Annotated in this window: 13 protein-coding genes; 6 read left to right on the forward strand and 7 right to left on the reverse strand. The window is 39.4% G+C overall.

The window, feature by feature from the left end; genetic code table 11:
* Positions 1–507: 507 nt before the first annotated feature.
* The 4 genes from ACOKFG_RS11695 to ACOKFG_RS11710 all read left to right on the forward strand — a co-directional run bounded on the left by ACOKFG_RS11695 (position 508) and on the right by ACOKFG_RS11710 (position 3,639).
* Positions 508–1,155, forward strand: coding sequence for a hypothetical protein (locus ACOKFG_RS11695; RefSeq protein ID WP_422861313.1), 648 nt, complete (start codon positions 508–510; stop codon positions 1,153–1,155).
* Positions 1,152–2,195, forward strand: coding sequence for an alpha/beta fold hydrolase (locus ACOKFG_RS11700; protein WP_422861314.1), 1,044 nt, complete (start codon positions 1,152–1,154; stop codon positions 2,193–2,195). Before ACOKFG_RS11695 ends, ACOKFG_RS11700 begins: the two co-directional genes overlap by 4 nt.
* Before the next feature lie 111 nt (positions 2,196–2,306).
* Positions 2,307–2,858 (forward strand): hypothetical protein, encoded by a 552-nt coding sequence (locus ACOKFG_RS11705; protein WP_298789735.1) that lies wholly within the window; start codon positions 2,307–2,309, stop codon positions 2,856–2,858.
* 25 nt (positions 2,859–2,883) lie between these two features.
* Positions 2,884–3,639, forward strand: coding sequence for a GNAT family N-acetyltransferase (locus tag ACOKFG_RS11710; protein ID WP_422861315.1), 756 nt, complete (start codon positions 2,884–2,886; stop codon positions 3,637–3,639).
* A 112-nt stretch (positions 3,640–3,751) separates the two neighbouring features.
* Here the strand turns inward: ACOKFG_RS11710 and ACOKFG_RS11715 are convergent, their stop codons facing one another.
* The 5 genes from ACOKFG_RS11715 to ACOKFG_RS11735 form a co-directional block, all read right to left on the reverse strand.
* Positions 3,752–5,263, reverse strand: a complete 1,512-nt coding sequence (locus ACOKFG_RS11715; protein ID WP_422861316.1) for a PQQ-dependent sugar dehydrogenase — start codon at positions 5,261–5,263, stop codon at positions 3,752–3,754.
* Between the two features lie 144 nt (positions 5,264–5,407).
* Positions 5,408–7,072, reverse strand: a complete 1,665-nt coding sequence (locus tag ACOKFG_RS11720; RefSeq protein WP_422861317.1) for an alpha/beta hydrolase-fold protein — start codon at positions 7,070–7,072, stop codon at positions 5,408–5,410.
* 22 nt (positions 7,073–7,094) lie between these two features.
* Positions 7,095–8,813, reverse strand: coding sequence for a hypothetical protein (locus ACOKFG_RS11725; RefSeq protein WP_299173244.1), 1,719 nt, complete (start codon positions 8,811–8,813; stop codon positions 7,095–7,097).
* A gap of 23 nt (positions 8,814–8,836) precedes the next feature.
* The gene (locus ACOKFG_RS11730) at positions 8,837–10,027 is read right to left on the reverse strand and encodes a serine hydrolase domain-containing protein (RefSeq protein WP_299173246.1); all 1,191 of its coding nucleotides are present in this window, start codon (positions 10,025–10,027) and stop codon (positions 8,837–8,839) included.
* Between the two features lie 97 nt (positions 10,028–10,124).
* Positions 10,125–11,018: a TolB family protein gene (locus tag ACOKFG_RS11735; RefSeq protein WP_422861318.1), complete on the reverse strand. Its 894-nt coding sequence runs from the start codon at positions 11,016–11,018 to the stop codon at positions 10,125–10,127.
* 194 nt (positions 11,019–11,212) lie between these two features.
* Between ACOKFG_RS11735 and ACOKFG_RS11740 the strand changes: the two genes are divergently transcribed.
* Together ACOKFG_RS11740 and ACOKFG_RS11745 are read left to right on the forward strand one after the other, a co-directional pair.
* The gene (locus ACOKFG_RS11740) at positions 11,213–12,904 is read left to right on the forward strand and encodes a histidine kinase (RefSeq protein WP_422861319.1); all 1,692 of its coding nucleotides are present in this window, start codon (positions 11,213–11,215) and stop codon (positions 12,902–12,904) included.
* Between the two features lie 4 nt (positions 12,905–12,908).
* Positions 12,909–13,607 carry a LytR/AlgR family response regulator transcription factor gene (locus ACOKFG_RS11745; RefSeq protein WP_422861321.1) on the forward strand — a complete coding sequence of 233 codons (699 nt, stop codon included), beginning with the start codon at positions 12,909–12,911 and terminating at the stop codon, positions 13,605–13,607.
* Between the two features lie 26 nt (positions 13,608–13,633).
* Here the strand turns inward: ACOKFG_RS11745 and ACOKFG_RS11750 are convergent, their stop codons facing one another.
* Entirely contained in the window at positions 13,634–14,785 is a 1,152-nt protein-coding gene (locus tag ACOKFG_RS11750) for a DUF819 family protein (protein ID WP_422861322.1), read from the reverse strand.
* The gene (locus ACOKFG_RS11755; RefSeq protein ID WP_422861323.1) at positions 14,778–16,295 is read right to left on the reverse strand and encodes a M20/M25/M40 family metallo-hydrolase; all 1,518 of its coding nucleotides are present in this window, start codon (positions 16,293–16,295) and stop codon (positions 14,778–14,780) included. The genes ACOKFG_RS11750 and ACOKFG_RS11755 overlap by 8 nt, the downstream gene beginning before the upstream one ends.
* Positions 16,296–16,362 lie beyond the last annotated feature (67 nt).

Here is a 16,362-nt window from a genome sequence, read left to right on the forward strand (position 1 = left end):
TAATGGAATACCCATATAAGGGTATATTTGGGGGAAGTAAGTTGTAGGAAGTCAATAACTTGGAGTGCTTGCAATATAGAAATTGAGCACGAAAAACTATTGCACAAAAACCTTAGAAATTCTGGGGTTTTTGTCCATTTCATGCACTTTTGCCCCCTGCCCTATCGGTTTTTGGGCAAAAAAGCATTCCATTACCTTTTTAAAGAAGATTTTCAGAAGAAATTTTTCAGGAGCTGCAGGGTAAACTTTCGCTTTTACCAAAGCTCAAGTTACATAACGCGGTACATTATGATTCATTTTGTAATATCATAATTCGAGATTATGCAAAATTGCTTTGATAGTCGTTTTTTACTGTAAAATCCTTACAGCTGATTTGTTTGCCTATGTAAACAATGCAAAATGCAATTAGTTCAGCTATTTTTTATCTATTCCTTAAGTTTTAATTACACAATCTTTAACGGTAATTGGTTTTTGTAAAGATATTTTTGTCTTCAATCAATCAAATATATGAGACGTAAATTACGGTTACTCTTACCTTGTCTATTCCTATTCACCATCTTTAGCTACGGGCAGAACCAATCAAAAAGCCAAACGACAAACACCGAACTCCCAGAATCTTTTTTGGACAGAACTGAATTTAAAGCGGGGTTTGTGGGGACTGTGTTTTGGAGCAATGGACTGTCAATAGGCGCAGAATATCTTTGGAAAGAAAACGAAAAAACAAAAACACGTAAAGGTCAAGAACGAATCAATACCCATCAGTTCCTATTTAATGGGAATTTGGGGTTTGTAACTAACTTTTCATCAAAAACAGATACTGGTGCATACACTAATTTCGGGCTTACTTGGCGTCGCACCAATAAAAAGGGAAAACAGTTTAACATCGAGCTAAATCCTTTAGGATATTATCGTTCTTTTTTACCAGAGACCTATAAGGTCAATGGCGATTCGGTCGATAAGGTTTTCTTGCCAGGGCGCGGATATTATGCTCCCTCATTATCTGTTGGGATAGGCAAACAGCGCAAAGACAAAGTTCGTTCTGGCAGCTATTTCAATATCAACTACACCATGAGAACACCATATAACTCTGGAGCCTTACCAACCTTTTCGTTGCAATATGGTTTCCGTTTCAATTTTAAAAATAAAAAACAATGAAGAAACCACTTGCTGATCACATCAAAATAGGATTTCTGGCAATTGCCACATTGTTAGTCAATGCCTGTTCAAACGACCATACGCTAAGTGATCTGGATGCTACAGTTTTTGTACGTCATAAAGGTGCCGATATGCCGGCCTACATCAAAGGAAATGCTAATGAAAAGATATTCCTAATTACCTTACATGGTGGTCCGGGCGGTTTAGGATTAGGCTTTAGAGGAAATGCATTTAATCAGATAGAAGATAACTATGGTGTGGTATATTTTGACCAACGTGGTTCTGGAATGTCACAAGGAAATTATTCCGAAGATGACGTTACGATTGATGTAATGGCCGAGGATGTACTTGCTTTGGTTAACGTTATAAAGCGTATTTATGGTAATGATTCCCGGTTCTTTTTATTGGGACATAGCTGGGGAGGCGCATTGGGTCCAGCGGCCTTATTGAAAGACCAAAGTGAATTTTTGGGTTGGATCAATGTAGATGGTAGTCACAGCCCGAAAGACCTTTATTTTGAGTACATAAGAAACTTTGAGCGCGTAGCAGCCGCTCAAATTGAACTTGGAAATAGTGTTCCCTTTTGGGAGTCAGTATATGATGAACTGGATAATGTAGATGCGAATACCGTAACTCTCGATGACTTTAACCAGTTGAACACCCTTGCGTTTGATGCTGAAGAATATCTGAATGATGACGGAATAATTAACAATGCAGAAAATGGAAACGTTAAGGTTTCGGATTATAATGTACTCACTTTTATCTGGAACTTATTAAAAATTCAATCCATCTTGGACGATGATCTAATAGGTGAATTGTCTTTCACAGAAAGGCTTGCGGAGATTACCCTACCCTCATTGATTCTTTGGGGAAGGTATGATATGGTCGTTCCAGAATTCTATGCCCAAGAAGCTTTTGATAATTTAGGTTCCAGTGAAAAAAAACTTGTGTTTTTTGAAAGATCCGGACACTCACCCATGTTCACCGAACCAAACCTGTTTGCCGAGGAAGTGATGCAATTTATGAATCAAAATAAATAGTGTGATACGTCAAGATTTCCAATAAAATGAAAGTCAGGCAACAAGCTGATATATGTCATTGTAGGTTATAGTTTTCAAGAATACTTTTAGGGGTCATAAAACTTGAAGATTATGAAATCACTAACCTTCCTTTTTTCTTTTTTACTATTAGTAGCGACATACGGACAAAACGCCGAAGACGAAGTAAACAAAACCGTTGTCGGGTTTGAATTGGATGCGGTGCCGTACATATTTGAGGGATACTATGCTTCTGCCTGGCTAGGCCACGATCATTTTAGATATAGAGCGGTAATTACAAAAATAGAAACACCGGGGTTTATCTTGGAAGATGGTTTTACCAATAATGAAATGAAGGTCTATGCAGCCATTGTGGATTACTTTTTCAAACCTGGCTTTGAAGGCTGGTGGATCGGACCTGGTTTGGAGTATTGGGACGCAAGCATACAAACCGACGCCAAATTGGAAACAGCCGAATACAACAATACCATTTTCACGCTGGGCGGAGGGTATGTTTGGAAATTTTACAAGAACTTTTATCTAAATCCCTGGGCAGCTGCACATCTCCGTGTTGCAGGTGATAAAGAAGTAATGGTAGATAACAGTATCTATGAAACCCCGCTCCTAATCCCTGAAATCTCACTTAAACTAGGCTGGCATTTTTAATCTTCAATGTCTAAAAAAGAAAACCATGAAAATAGTAGCGGTAACCCCTGAAAATGCAATAAAAGAGACCTTCTTCTGTATCAAAGACCGAAAAAGGCAGGGATTTAAAGACAAGGCCCAGTGGTATGAAAAACGTTATGCTGAAGGTTTACGAATAAAGATACTCAAGAATGACGAGGGCAAAATGATTGGCTTTATTGAGTATGTTCCTGCAAAAAATGCCTGGCGCCCGGTAGATGCCGATAACTATATGTTCATTCATTGCACCTACATATACTCAAAAAAAGAACGAAGTATGGGGTTTGGTTCAATGCTCATTCAAGATGCGGAAAACGAAGCAAGAACATTAGGGCTTGATGGTTTATGCGTCATAACCAGTAACGGTGGTTGGCTGGCCAATAAGACACTTTTTGAGAAAAACGGTTTTGAGCAAATTGAAGCGAAGGACCGATTTGAATTACTATCGAAAACTTGGAACAAAAACAGCAAAAAACCAAAGTTTTACAACTGGACAAACCAACAAGAAAAGTATAAAGGATGGCATTTGTTATATGCAGACCAGTGTCCGTGGAGCGAAAAGTCGGTAACCGCCATAATTAACGTTGCCATGGACCATGGAGTAGATCTAAAAGTGTCCAAGATAAAAACCGTAAAAGAGGCTAAGATGGCACCTTCCGGCTTTGGGGTTTTCAATCTATTGCATAATGGTAAACTACTGGATGACCACTATTTAAGTGCTACACGATTCCGAACCATTTTGAAAAAGGAACTCAGCATTTAAGAATTTGCCCTTTTTTACGTTCCGCTTTATTCCCATGTACACCCTTTTAGGTTTGGAGCATCAAAAAAAGGCCAGAGTAGTTCAGTAATTTAACAGTCGTTATAGTGAAACATTATTGTTCAGGAACAAGGCGTATCAATCTTCCGGGGCCCTCTACTACAATGTACAGATACCCGTCGCTGCCCATTTCAGCGTCACGTACCCTGCCAATACCATCCACCAGCGTTTCATGGCCAACAACCGCGTTGCCATTCATCTTTAAACGATGGAGGTATTCGAATTTGAGCGAGCCGACAAACAGGTCATTCCTCCAGTTTCCATAAAAATTGCCAGACACAAATGTCATTCCGCAAGGAGCAATAGAAGGAGTCCAGTAGTACACGGGCTGTTCCATGCCAGCCAATGCGGTAAAATCTGTAAATGTGGTGCCGTCATAATTGATACCGTATGAAATAGCCGGCCAACCATTATTGTTCCCGGCTTCCAACAGATTGATCTCATCACCGCCCTGAGGCCCATGTTCGCCTTCCCAAACTGCTCCGGTTTCGGGATGCAAGCTCATGCCTTGGGGATTACGTGTTCCGTAGGTGAAAATTGAATTGACAGCTCCCGAAGTATTGTAAAATGGGTTGTCCGTAGGAATTTGGCCATCGTCATGGATACGGTGTATTTTTCCGATGGCATTGTCTAATTCTTGAGGGTAAACCTCTCTGAATCCACGATCACCCACGGAAACATATAAATAGCCATCGTTATCAAATTCTAGTCTTGAGCCATAGTGGTGGGTACTACCAAGATACGGAAGCGCCGTGAATATGTTCTCCACTTGAACCAAGTTGTTGCCCTCTAACCTACCCCTTGCCACTGCGGTGGTCCGCTCGGATGCATTATTGGGGTTGGCCCGGGAATAGGATAGATACACAAATGAATTGTTTTCAAAATCTGGATGTACGATTACATCCAACAGTCCCCCTTGTCCTTGCGAAACCACAGCTGGAACACCAGTAATGGCTGTCAATTGCTTGTCATTATTAACCAAAAATAGCCCTCCTCCCCGCTCGGTTACTAAAATTTCACCAGTGGGCAATTGTGCTATCCCCCAAGGAATGCCGGGAATCTCATCGGTTAAGGTTTCCAGTCGGAATGTAAGGTCATCGGAGGTAATCAAGCCTGATAAATCGGGGTTCTCCTCTTCCAACATCGCTTTGGTTTTTCCATCGATCTCGGTAAGTATAAAGGTGGTCAAATCTTCGATTGCTTGCGCACTTAACGCAGACCCGTATGCTGGCATACCATTGCTCGCGTATCCATCGGTTATTGAGTTTATGACATCGTCCTGAGCACTGCCGTAGGTCCACTCGCGTTCCACAAATGAGCCCAGGTCTTGTCCATGGCAACCTCCACAGTTGTTTCTATAATTGAGGGCAGCATCTCCTGAATCCACAATTTCATTGACTGGATCAATTGCATCTTCGGGCGATACGGGTTCCAGCGAATTATTGCAGCCTAGCAGTACTGACAAAAACGAGAACAACACCAATTTCGTGGATGTTTTTAACCATTGGTGCGCATACTTTAAGTTGAAAATTATCTCAAAAAACGGATTTGGGGTGATTGGGGCCATAATTGTCCATTTTAGCACTTAGTGTATCAACGTTACATATATATGTAACGTTGACAATTAAAATAAAGTATTGGATTGGGAAGTCAAAATGATACTGGTTATCAGTAGATTACTGCCAAGTGCCTATGGGACTTTATCCAAGTTTTATGGCTTGGGTCTAAGATCTTCAATCACCTTTGCATCTACCCAAAAGATATCTACATTTTCGTAATCATTCGAACCCATGTTCCTATTAAAGAACAAATATTTGCCATCGGGTGTCACCGTCGCTGCGGCTTCCCATGCTTCGGTATTAATGGCTTCGCCCAAATTAATGGCAGTACCCCAAGAACCATCTTCTTGTCGAAAACTGATATAGAGGTCAGAATCTCCAAAACCACCTTCACGTTCTCCATCAAAAATTAGGTAAGATTCATCAGGAGCAATGAAAGGATGCGCATTCATTCTTCCGGTATTGATTGTTTTCCCAAATGGGCGAGGTGCTTCACGTTTCCCTTCTACAAGTCTTGAATAACGGAGCACCCCATCTCCGTTGGGCATACCAATCTCATCAAAAACAAAGGTTCCATTGGATGAGGACGTCATGCGCATGATCTTTATTTCCTCGAAGGGAGATCCAAGATGTTCTATCTCTGACCAGCCAGACTCTGTTCGTTTCTTATATCGCTTGCCCAAATGCATTGTTTTGCCATCAGGTGAAATATAGGGTTGGCCTACCCTGTTTGAGATAACGGACTCCTCCCATTGTTCATTTTTGTACTCAAATACAACGAATTCCTGTTTTTCATTACCCGGAACTTCCCTTATAAAGTAAAACTCTTTTAAGTCGGGTGTAAAAACTCCCCCATACTCCCAGTTTTCGCTTGTAACCATTCCAGGAGCAAAAGGTTGCGGCACCAAACCCGGCAATTTTTGCCCTAAATATGGAGTTTTCACTATGGTTTCATTCAACTGTGCCAACCATTTAATACTGCGAACTACCGTCATTGGGAATGCAGTTCCATGATTTCCATCAATCACTTCTTTTAGTACCGTTAAGCCCTCATCTCTTCTATCATTTAATAATTTAATAAACGCTTCGATAGGCTCCATCATCGTTTCTTCCAATGAGCCATATGAAATGAAAACATTGGCATTCAGACTCGAGTTTCTATTTGACAATTTTGTATTAAGTGCTGATAGATGTTCAACTTCATTTTTGATTGATGGACTACCTAGAATGTAATTATTAAAGGTATCAGGTTGAGACAATAGCACATAAGCGCCAAATTCACCACCCATTGAATAACCGAAATAGGTACGACTATTTGGGTCAGTGCGATACGTATTGTCAATATAGGTAATGACAGCATTACGAATAAAATCTAAATGTTTGTTAGCTTGTCCAAACTGTATTTTTTTTTGAATTTCAGGATTATCATGTTTCCTAAAACTATAATCCCTAAACCGACTAACATGGTCTCCAAACTCTTTCTTCAGGCTATCATCAATGTCTTTCTGCCAAGAGATTCCAACTAGAATAATCTCTTCCAACATGTATTCTGTTGAACCAGATAACATCTCCATGTGCCACATTGCATCGGTTGTATAAATTACAGGATATGATTTATCATTGTTTTCTGAGTACGCCTCTGGTAGCTTAATATAAAGTTCGTATTGTCTATTGGCCTGCGTATCCTTTAATGGAATTACCTGTATTCGTGGTAACTCTAAATAAGACGGTTCTAATTTTACTGAGTTATTTTCTTGAGCAAATACCGTGTTTATCGATACGAGGTAAATCAATAGTAATAATTTAATAGTTCTCATATTTTCTACCTTTGGATATGAATTATTGCTTTGGTCTAAGATTCTCAATAATTTGAGCATCTACCCAGAATATGTCTACATCTTCGTATTTATCTGTTGGTTTTATTTTACCCACATCTCTATTGAAAATTATATATTTTCCATCTGGAGTAACAATCGCACCAAATTCTGAAGTTTCGGTGTTGATTTTGTCTCCCAGGTTAATGGCTTCACCCCAAGAACCATCCAACTGTCGAAAGCTTACATAAATATCAGCCTTACCATAACCGCTATCTCTTCTTCCATCCCAAAGAAGATAAGATTCATCTGGCGAAATGAACGGATGGGCATTATACTTTCCCGTATTAACCTCTTTACCAAACGGTTTTGGTTCCTCACGTTTTCCATCAACTAATCTTGAATAACGAAGGAGGCCTTCACCCATTGAATCAAAAACATAGGTTCCTTTCGCCGAAGTTGTAAGTAGCATGATTGGGTAGTCTTTAAATGGAGCGCCAAGGCTTTTTATCTCTGACCAATCCCCAGTTTCTGTACGCTCCTTATATCTAGTACCTAAATGCATGGTCTTCCCGTCGGGAGAGATAAAAGGTTCACCCACTCTTGGTGAAACTACTGACGTGTGCCACTGATTATTCTTGTTTTGAATAACAACAAACTCCATTTTTTTATCCTTATCAGTTTCTCCAACTTCTCTGATAAAATAAAATTCCTTTAGATCGGGTGTGAAGACACCAAACGTTTGCCAATCTTTAGTAGAAACAATTCCTGGAGCAAATAATTCGGGTAATAAGCCTGGTGGTTTTTGACCAAGATAGGGACCTTCCAAAACCAAGCTTGCAGGTTTAACAGCATCAATGACTTTAGCATCTACCCAATAAATGTTCGACAACTCCCCTTCTTCATTATACCGGCTAAAAAACAAATATTTCCCGTCCGGAGTCAGACTTGGGCAGGTTTCTGTATAATCGGAATTTACGGAAGTACCCAGATTAATGGGTTGGGTCCAACTCCCATTGGGCCTTTTAAAACAAACGTGAATATCCCTGTCTTTGGTTTTATCATTTTCTTTTTTGGCATCCACCAGAATAAAATCCTGAGATGGGGAAATAAATCCGTGAGTCCCGTATTCAATGCCAAGTTCATGCACTTCAGGATAGCTGCCATTTTTATTGGGGGCATAATACATCTTTCCCTTTGAGATACTAGTATAAAAAAGATCGCCATTCTTCGCTACGTTCGGATAAAAGACAAGATCTTCATTTATGGGTGAATCAAGTGGTTCGGCTTCGCTCCAAGACTGACCCAAACGTTGGGCAATCCATATTTTCTCATCTGAAAAAATGGAATCATAAGCTGCAAAGAACAATTTGTTGCCCTGGGGATTTACAAAGGCCTCAAATTCACTCTTCTTCTTACCCTTGGTAAATGTTATTTTTTTGGGAGTCGTCCATGTACCCTCCTTGAACTCTGAAAAATGCACCTCTTGAGGGCTATCTTCTTTTTCCCCTGAGAAATATAGTTCCTTGAAATCTGGAGAAAAGGAAACGGCATACTCATAACGTCCGTTTACCGAAACAAGCCCAGGAGCAAACAGCTGGGGAGTCATTCCCGGTGGCTCTTGTCCAAAATAGGAAGTTTCTTCGGACGTGGATTCATTGTTTTTTGCATGTTGTTTTTTAGTATCGCAGGCATTTAAAAATAGTACCCCTATAAACATCCAAATGAAATACGTTTTTCTCATCTCTTAGATTTTGATACTAGTTGTTATTTCTTGATAAATGCAGGTAAGATTCGCTCTGCAATGATTTGAAGGGTACGGTTATCGTTGTTATGGGCAGTAACCACAATCATTAAATCAAGTTCCTCAATCAAGATGATATATTGTCCGCCGCCGCCCTGGGCGGATCTGCTGAAATAGCTTTTGCCCTCAAAATTCAAATCTGCCGACCACCAGTAATACCCGTACCCCTGATTGGAAACATCTTTGCCGCCACCATAGACATCATCATCACCAGTTAAGAGAATCCTGCTGGTTGCTTTAGCTAGAAAAGCCTCCGGAACCAGTTGTTCGCCATTCCATTTGCCTTTGTTCATTGCTAAAGTTCCCCACTTGACCATATCCCGCGAGGTCATGTTAGTTCGCCAACCTGCTTCTGGTAAGCCACTAGGCTGAGTCCGCCAGACGTAATTGGTGATGCCCATTTTATCCAGAAGTTCATTTTTAATAAAATCTTTTGCCGATCCGGGTACGACAGCTTCAAGAACCTGCATTATCAAACCAGGACCAGTGCCATATAAAAAATGCTGAGACGCTGGTGTTATAGGTGCACTATGCTCCAAAATAGCTTGGACCTGTTGCTGACCTTTTATCTTGCTGGGGTCTTTTCTAAACGCTTCCCATTGTTTCTCGGGAATACGGATACCAGTACTCATGGTCAACGCCTTATGTAAAGTAATCAGCTCTACCCCTTCGACAAATTTTTTAGGATCCAACTCTTTTAGAAAGCTAACTAATGGTTTGTCTAAATCGTTCATGGTCAGATATCCCATCTGGATTGCACGACCAAGTGCCATAGAAGTATATGTTTTGGTCGCTGATGCTTGGAAATGGGGCAAATCGATTCTACCCCTTAAATAATAGGATTCAAACAAGAGTTTATCCTTATGAACTATAAGAAAGCTATCGAATTTACCATCATTGTTATTGACGATGTCCTGTGCTAGCTTAAGAATCATAGCTTTATTTCCACCATCGCTGCCCAATTCACCAACGGGAATACCATCTTTTCTATCCGCCGGGGTTGGATCTATAAAAGCTTTCTTGAGATAAGGTATATCCCGGAACGAACTTTTGGTTTCCTCAGCTGTAGCCTCTGGTGCAGTATCGTTTTGTTGAGCAAAGACGGTGTTATACGATAGAAAGATTATGAGCATTAGAAATTGGGTTGTTCTCATTTTATATTTTATTTATTGATTATTATGTTTGCAATTTCCAGGCGTTCAGATAACTTCATTTTAGGTGAAACTGCAGGGCTTCATTATTTGGTCCTGGCTAACGCAGAAATGTCGCTTTTCTACCATGAGAGAGAATCTTTTTTACTGAAGAACCATCGTTATTCATAATATAAATATGTGATTTTTTATCCTTGTTGGTTGATGAAAAAATTATTTTAGAACCATCAGGAGACCAGGATGGGTGCCAATTACCAACATTATTAAATGTCAATCGTTTTTGATTAGAACCATCAATATTCATCACATAAATTTCAAAATTTCCATCTCTATTAGACATAAAAACGATTTGCTTACCATCAGTAGAAACCTCAGGATGCCATTCTTCAGCTTCATTATCTGTCAAATGGATAATATTGGTGCCATCAATATCTGCTATGCTTATCTCACCTTTTTTATCTTTGTATTCTGAAGTAAATACTATTCTTCCATCTGGAGTAAAATAAGGGTTACTGCCTTTCAGTGATTCTATTTGAGTCCTTTCGCTACCATCTTGATTCATAATCCAAATTTCTGCCTGCCAAACATCTTCCGAATCTTTATATTCTCTTGCAAAAGCAATTTTTTTTCCATCTGGAGTCCATTCAGGTGCACTATCCCATTTGTTTTTTGCATGAGTTAATCTTTTGCTATTCGTACCATCACTGTTCATTGTATGAATAGACCAGGTCTTTCCGTCATCATGATATACTCGAAAAGCAAATGTTTTTCCATCAGGAGACAACGCTAAGTAATCACCCTTGGTATTTATACTTTTAATATTTGATTTACCTTCTTTATGGCTTGAATAAATTTTTGCTACTCCCTTTGAAGTATAGGCAATTGTATAGGAAGTTGGTTTACACTTTTTACTATTCTGACAATACGAATTGACAGATAGTAAAGTCAAAAAAACAGACAAGATTTTTACCCAATTGAGATATTTGGTTCTCATTGAATTCTTTTTTTGGTATGTTTTGCTATACATGGAATTGAAACAGACGTTTTTTGATGCCTTAGTATCTGACAAAAGATGTATTTTTCTGTCATGTTTTCAATCTAAATTTTGTCAACTGCTCTATACCCTTATGAACTGCTCTAATAAGCCAATTTATAATGGTTAGTTTGCATGAGTAAAACCAGATCAAAATGAAATTGAGGTCTTCATCTTATTTTCTTTTAGTGTGCTTTATGTTATTTGCTAGCTCGTGCTCTCAAAGTTCAACACCTGTTTTCAAAAGATATCGGACGGTATTTAAAATTGGCGACCAACAGGAATGGGCATCCAAAAATCTGAATGAACAGCAATGGGAAACACGTATGGAATTGGTGCCAGATGGTCAGGTTTTCTGGTCTAGGACCCCAATCGATATTCTAGAAGCCCCCGAAGCACTAAAACCCTACGGTCTTCGGTTGGAAGCCTATGGTGAGTATGAGGTATTCTGGGACGGAGTTTTAATCGGTAAGAACGGAAACCCGGGTCAGGAAGCAGATTTACCTCCGGAAGGTAAATTGTGGACTACTTTTACAATTCCCTCTCATCTGACACGTGCTGGCGAGCATATAATGGCCTTGCGTTTGAGCAATTATTATTATCCGGATCATATTGGCAATTACGGTCTGAAGATTGATTATTACGATGATCTATTAACCGACCGACTCATTCAAAACTCCTATATGCATGTGTTTGCAGGAGCTTTTCTTATTACCGCCATCTATTTTCTTTTTCTATTCTTAGGAAATAAAAAGGAATACCCTGCGCTTATTTTTAGCATCAGCTGTTTGCTTTTTTTTGGCTTAACAATGACTCACTTTGTAAGAACAACCTTGCCGATCCATTACAGCTTGCATGTTGTGCGTTTAGAAGTAATCACGAGCCTAATGTTCGGTATTTCGTTTTTAATTCCACTCTATTTTTCTATGCAGTTCCCCTACCCCAAATGGAAACTCTTCTTGGGTATTTATACCGCTATTCTTTTGTTTATATTCTCTATTGAGCACCACTTATTTGATCTCACCATATTAAACATGACGCTAAGCTTGTTGCTGTTTTCCCTATGCATAGCAGTTTTTGGGGTTTATAAAAAAGCAAAAGGCGCGCTCCTGGTGTTGCTTACCTTACTCCTTTGTATATTCATTCGCCATTATGTTTCATTAAACATTAGTCTTTTCACAGGTTTTAGTCTAATTCTACTTAACATGTTGTATTTGCTTTCCCTACGAATCAAAGAACAACGTTTGGCCTATGAAAACTCATTGGTCCAATCTACGAGACTGCGCTTAGAATTACTTAAAAAGAATATCCAACCTCATTTTCTGATGAACACGCTCACTTCGTTGATAGATTGGATAGAAGAGACTCCAAAAAAAGGTGTCTTGTTTATAGAAGCCCTGGCCAAGGAATTTGATTTGCTGAATCAGATAGAAAACCAAACCCTAATACCGGTTAGTCAAGAAATAGCGCTTTGTCGTGCGCATTTGGAGATTATGGAATATCGAAAAGAAGTGGACTATTCTTGGGAGGAAGAAGACATCGATCCTGAGCAAAAAATACCTCCAGGAATTCTTCATACTTTGTTGGAAAACGGAATTACGCACAGTCTACCTCTGAAAGATAATAGCATCAAATTTAAACTACATTTTGAGTCAAGTGATAATTATAGTTGCTACACATTTTTAACCAACGCCGAGATTGTAAAGCAAGCTTCAGCTCAAAGACAAGAAGGTACGGGACTTAAATACATTAAAGCCCGACTTACAGAAAGTTACCATGACCAATGGGAACTTACTTCAGAACCCGCACATCATGGTTGGAAAAATGTCATAAAAATATATAGGTAAGAAGATGAACGTTTTAATTGTTGAAGATGAATTAAGAATCGCCAAAAGAATTGAACGAATGACTCGTGACATTTTTGGAAGTACGCTGCAATCCCTAAAACATATAAATACGCTACACGATGCATTGAGACATATTGAAAACAGTGAGTTGGACCTGGTTCTCTTGGACCTAAACCTTAATGGCGACAACGGCTTCGATCTTCTTACCAAGGCAGTTTCTGGGTCTTTTCATACTATTATTATTTCGGCTTATAAGGATCAAGCAATAACCGCCTTTGAACATGGTGTTTTAGATTTTGTTCCCAAACCTTTTAACCAAGATAGGTTGGTACAAGCCTTCAATAGGGCAACCGCGAAAGAAAAAGTAGAAAACAGTAAAATCAGATTTTTGGGGATAAAAAAAAAGGGTAGAATGCAATTAGTGCCTATTGAGGATATCATTTATATAAAAGGTGCTGGCGTCTACACCGAACTCTTCTTAACGGATGGAAGAAAAGAATTGCATGATAAATCCCTCGAAAAACTGGAACAACTCCTATCCTATTCTTTCGAAAGGATACATAAATCATATTTAGTCAAGATGTCGGAGATAAGGGAAATTAATGTTTCATCTGGAAGTAAGTATATGGCTGAGTTGAAGAATGGAGAACGCATCCCCATCGGAAGAACTAAATACAAAGATCTAAAGGCGAAATGGGGTTGAATACTTGTGTAAACTTTGTTTTTTGATTAAAGCAATCCAAACAGGAAAATAGTCAACATTCCCCAGCTAGTTCCCGTTACCATACTCAAAATGGCCAGAACGATTGCGTGTGGCATTAACTCCTTTTTGTAGGCAGAGGTTACCGCGGGAGCTGTTGAGATCCCACCTAAATTGGCCATACTTGCTATGGCAACCCAAGCAATATTTGTCTTTAGCAATCGAGCTGTAAGCAGCATTGCAAGAAAATGTAGAATCAACCAAATTAGAACCAGGATTATAAGATTAGCTGGTAACGAAAGATTGGAAAAATTAAGTTTAAGTCCGAGAATGGCCATGATTAATACAATAGAAAATCCAGCTAGCTTCAGCACTAACTTATGGTTCCATGCTGAAATTAGATTACCCAACAGCAGGCCAATAATGGACAAAACTACTACACTGGTTAAAAAGGACATTGATACAAATGATGTCAGAACCATTATAATAAGAATAGTCCCCAAGGTTATCAGATTTAAAAACCTAAGACTCATGTTACCTTTGAACTCTGGGGGTTCCACTACAGGAAATTCGGAATCGATTTTCCATAACCTGTTAAGCCGATTGCTCCGTTTGATGAATTGAAACATTAGGATAGTCCAGATGTTAACCAAAATGTTATCGAACACTAAGATGGAAAGGAAAAGAGCTTCAGGAGTTTCAGCCAATTCCTTTAAAACCAATTGACTTGTGCTTCCCCCTATCCATCCCCCCACAATTGGCACCAATCCCTTCCAGTATCCATCACCAATGAACAACTGGGTATTTGTTTCGTTGAAAATTCCAAATACTATAACCAAAAGTACTGGGAGTGTTGCAATTACTAGGGACCCTACACCAAATACTATTATAGGCTTAATACCTACAATTTTTAACTGCTTGAATGATAACGCGCTCATCACGGTGAGGATGGCAAAAGGTATTATCCAGGACCTACTTAAATCATGTAGAAAAACTTTCGATAGATCTATTCCAAAAAGATGAGTGAAACCGGCGGGTATAACATATGCAAACAATATTGCCGGAAACCAATCAAGAATTGATTTGATAAGCTTGTTTCTAGCCTTTCCAAGCCAATGAACAAATAAGACAGTCAAAACCACAAGGACTGTTGCTATTACAAATAATACTGAATCATTCATATTTATGCGTCAGAATTCCTAGGCATGTCATTAAACCTTCATGAAAATTTCCAAGTCGAAGATTTTCGTTGGGCGCATGAATACTATTATCAGGGTTTGGAATCCGCACCGAAATAGCCGGAATCCCTAATTCAGAAATAAAGGGGGCTATGGGTTGCGAACCACCCGTTGATTGCATGCGAATATAGTTACCTTCACCAAATACATGGGCCATTGCCGAACCCAACCAATTCCCAAGTGGAGAATTAAGATCTGTTCTAAACGGTAGAGACCCGATTCTAGATTCAATTTTTATCAATTTAGTATGGTCTTTTCGCTCCTGCTGTGTCGGCTCATGATCCAGAATGTGAAACCCTCTTGACCGTATAAATTCCTTTACCAACCCAATCTGCCGTTCCGCTGGGGTTTCAGGCACCAATCTCATATCAATTTCGGCAAGGGCTTCGGACGGTATAATAGTACGAACCTCATTTTCTACCCACGCTGCACGTAATCCGCGTACATTCAAAGAAGGGTATTGTAATGCCTCTTGATATGTATTACCAACAGCTTCTGGTCTCGCCACTCCCAATGTGGTCAATAATTCATCCTTGTTTTCAGGAACCGAATTAATAAGCGTTCTTTGATTATCGGTCAAATGCACTCCTTCGTAATAACCGGGAATCAAGACTCGACCTTCCTCATCTTTCATGGAACCCAGCAATCGTGAAAGCCCAAAAACGGGGTTAGGGGCATAATTTCCATACTGACCGGAATGTAGATTTTTATACGCTCCATATACCGTTAATTTCATGGTTGCAATACCACGCGCCCCAAACGTAAGTGTGGGGAGGTTGGCGGGTGGACGGGTACCGTCCATAATCAGCATGGCATCAGCTGAAAATTTATCACGATTGTTCCTAACCAATACTGGAAGTGTTGGCGACCCCAATTCCTCTTGAAAATCCATTATTACTTTAAGATTGAATTTTGGCTTGAGCTTTTTAGCTTTTAAAATCTTAAGGGATTGCATAAAAGCAGTCGCCGGACCTTTAGAATCCGAAGCTGAACGCGCAAATATTTTCCAATCTGAATTAAAATCCTGGGTTAACTCTTCCCATGGAATAATTCTACAATCATTTCCTAAGCATTCCTTTAAGACGGGGTCGAATGGGCTATTCTGACGCCATTTTGTAGAATCAACAGGTTGCCCATCAATTTGAAGATAGAACAACACAGTCGGAGCATTTTTCTTAACCGTTTTTTGGGCGAAGAGGTGTTGCGTTCCTTCTGAAACTAATATTTCAGTCTCAAAATTTAAGGCTTGAAAGGTATTCTCACACCATTTCAAATTTAAATCAATGTTATCCGGATTAGACCCTAGGTTCGGAAGCTTCAAAAACTCCTTTAACGTAAACATTCCTTCTAGGAAATATTCATCCGCCAGTTGACGGATTTCTTCTTTTTCTAGGCTTTGCCCAGATATGGTAATGGTTGCAAGAAAAAGTAAAAAGACCGTGGCAATTCTCATATGTTAGTTTTAACTATGACCAAAGACTTAGCAAATCAAATAGTACGGTTAACTTAAAGAAAAAGAT

The organism is Flagellimonas rhodophyticola, assembly GCF_049332665.1.
Lineage (GTDB): Bacteria > Bacteroidota > Bacteroidia > Flavobacteriales > Flavobacteriaceae > Flagellimonas.

Excerpts from the sequence above, each read along its gene's own strand:
- ACOKFG_RS11700 (WP_422861314.1), top strand. The coding sequence starts at position 1,152 with ATGAAGAAACCACTTGCTGATCACATCAAAATAGGATTTCTGGCAATT.
- ACOKFG_RS11710 (WP_422861315.1), top strand. The coding sequence starts at position 2,884 with ATGAAAATAGTAGCGGTAACCCCTGAAAATGCAATAAAAGAGACCTTC.
- ACOKFG_RS11695 (WP_422861313.1), top strand. The coding sequence starts at position 508 with ATGAGACGTAAATTACGGTTACTCTTACCTTGTCTATTCCTATTCACC.
- ACOKFG_RS11705 (WP_298789735.1), top strand. The coding sequence starts at position 2,307 with ATGAAATCACTAACCTTCCTTTTTTCTTTTTTACTATTAGTAGCGACA.
- ACOKFG_RS11730 (WP_299173246.1), bottom strand. The coding sequence starts at position 10,027 with ATGAGAACAACCCAATTTCTAATGCTCATAATCTTTCTATCGTATAAC.
- ACOKFG_RS11745 (WP_422861321.1), top strand. The coding sequence starts at position 12,909 with ATGAACGTTTTAATTGTTGAAGATGAATTAAGAATCGCCAAAAGAATT.
- ACOKFG_RS11725 (WP_299173244.1), bottom strand. The coding sequence starts at position 8,813 with ATGAGAAAAACGTATTTCATTTGGATGTTTATAGGGGTACTATTTTTA.
- ACOKFG_RS11740 (WP_422861319.1), top strand. The coding sequence starts at position 11,213 with ATGAAATTGAGGTCTTCATCTTATTTTCTTTTAGTGTGCTTTATGTTA.
- ACOKFG_RS11755 (WP_422861323.1), bottom strand. The coding sequence starts at position 16,295 with ATGAGAATTGCCACGGTCTTTTTACTTTTTCTTGCAACCATTACCATA.
- ACOKFG_RS11720 (WP_422861317.1), bottom strand. The coding sequence starts at position 7,072 with ATGAGAACTATTAAATTATTACTATTGATTTACCTCGTATCGATAAAC.
- ACOKFG_RS11735 (WP_422861318.1), bottom strand. The coding sequence starts at position 11,018 with ATGAGAACCAAATATCTCAATTGGGTAAAAATCTTGTCTGTTTTTTTG.
- ACOKFG_RS11715 (WP_422861316.1), bottom strand. The coding sequence starts at position 5,263 with ATGGCCCCAATCACCCCAAATCCGTTTTTTGAGATAATTTTCAACTTA.
- ACOKFG_RS11750 (WP_422861322.1), bottom strand. The coding sequence starts at position 14,785 with ATGAATGATTCAGTATTATTTGTAATAGCAACAGTCCTTGTGGTTTTG.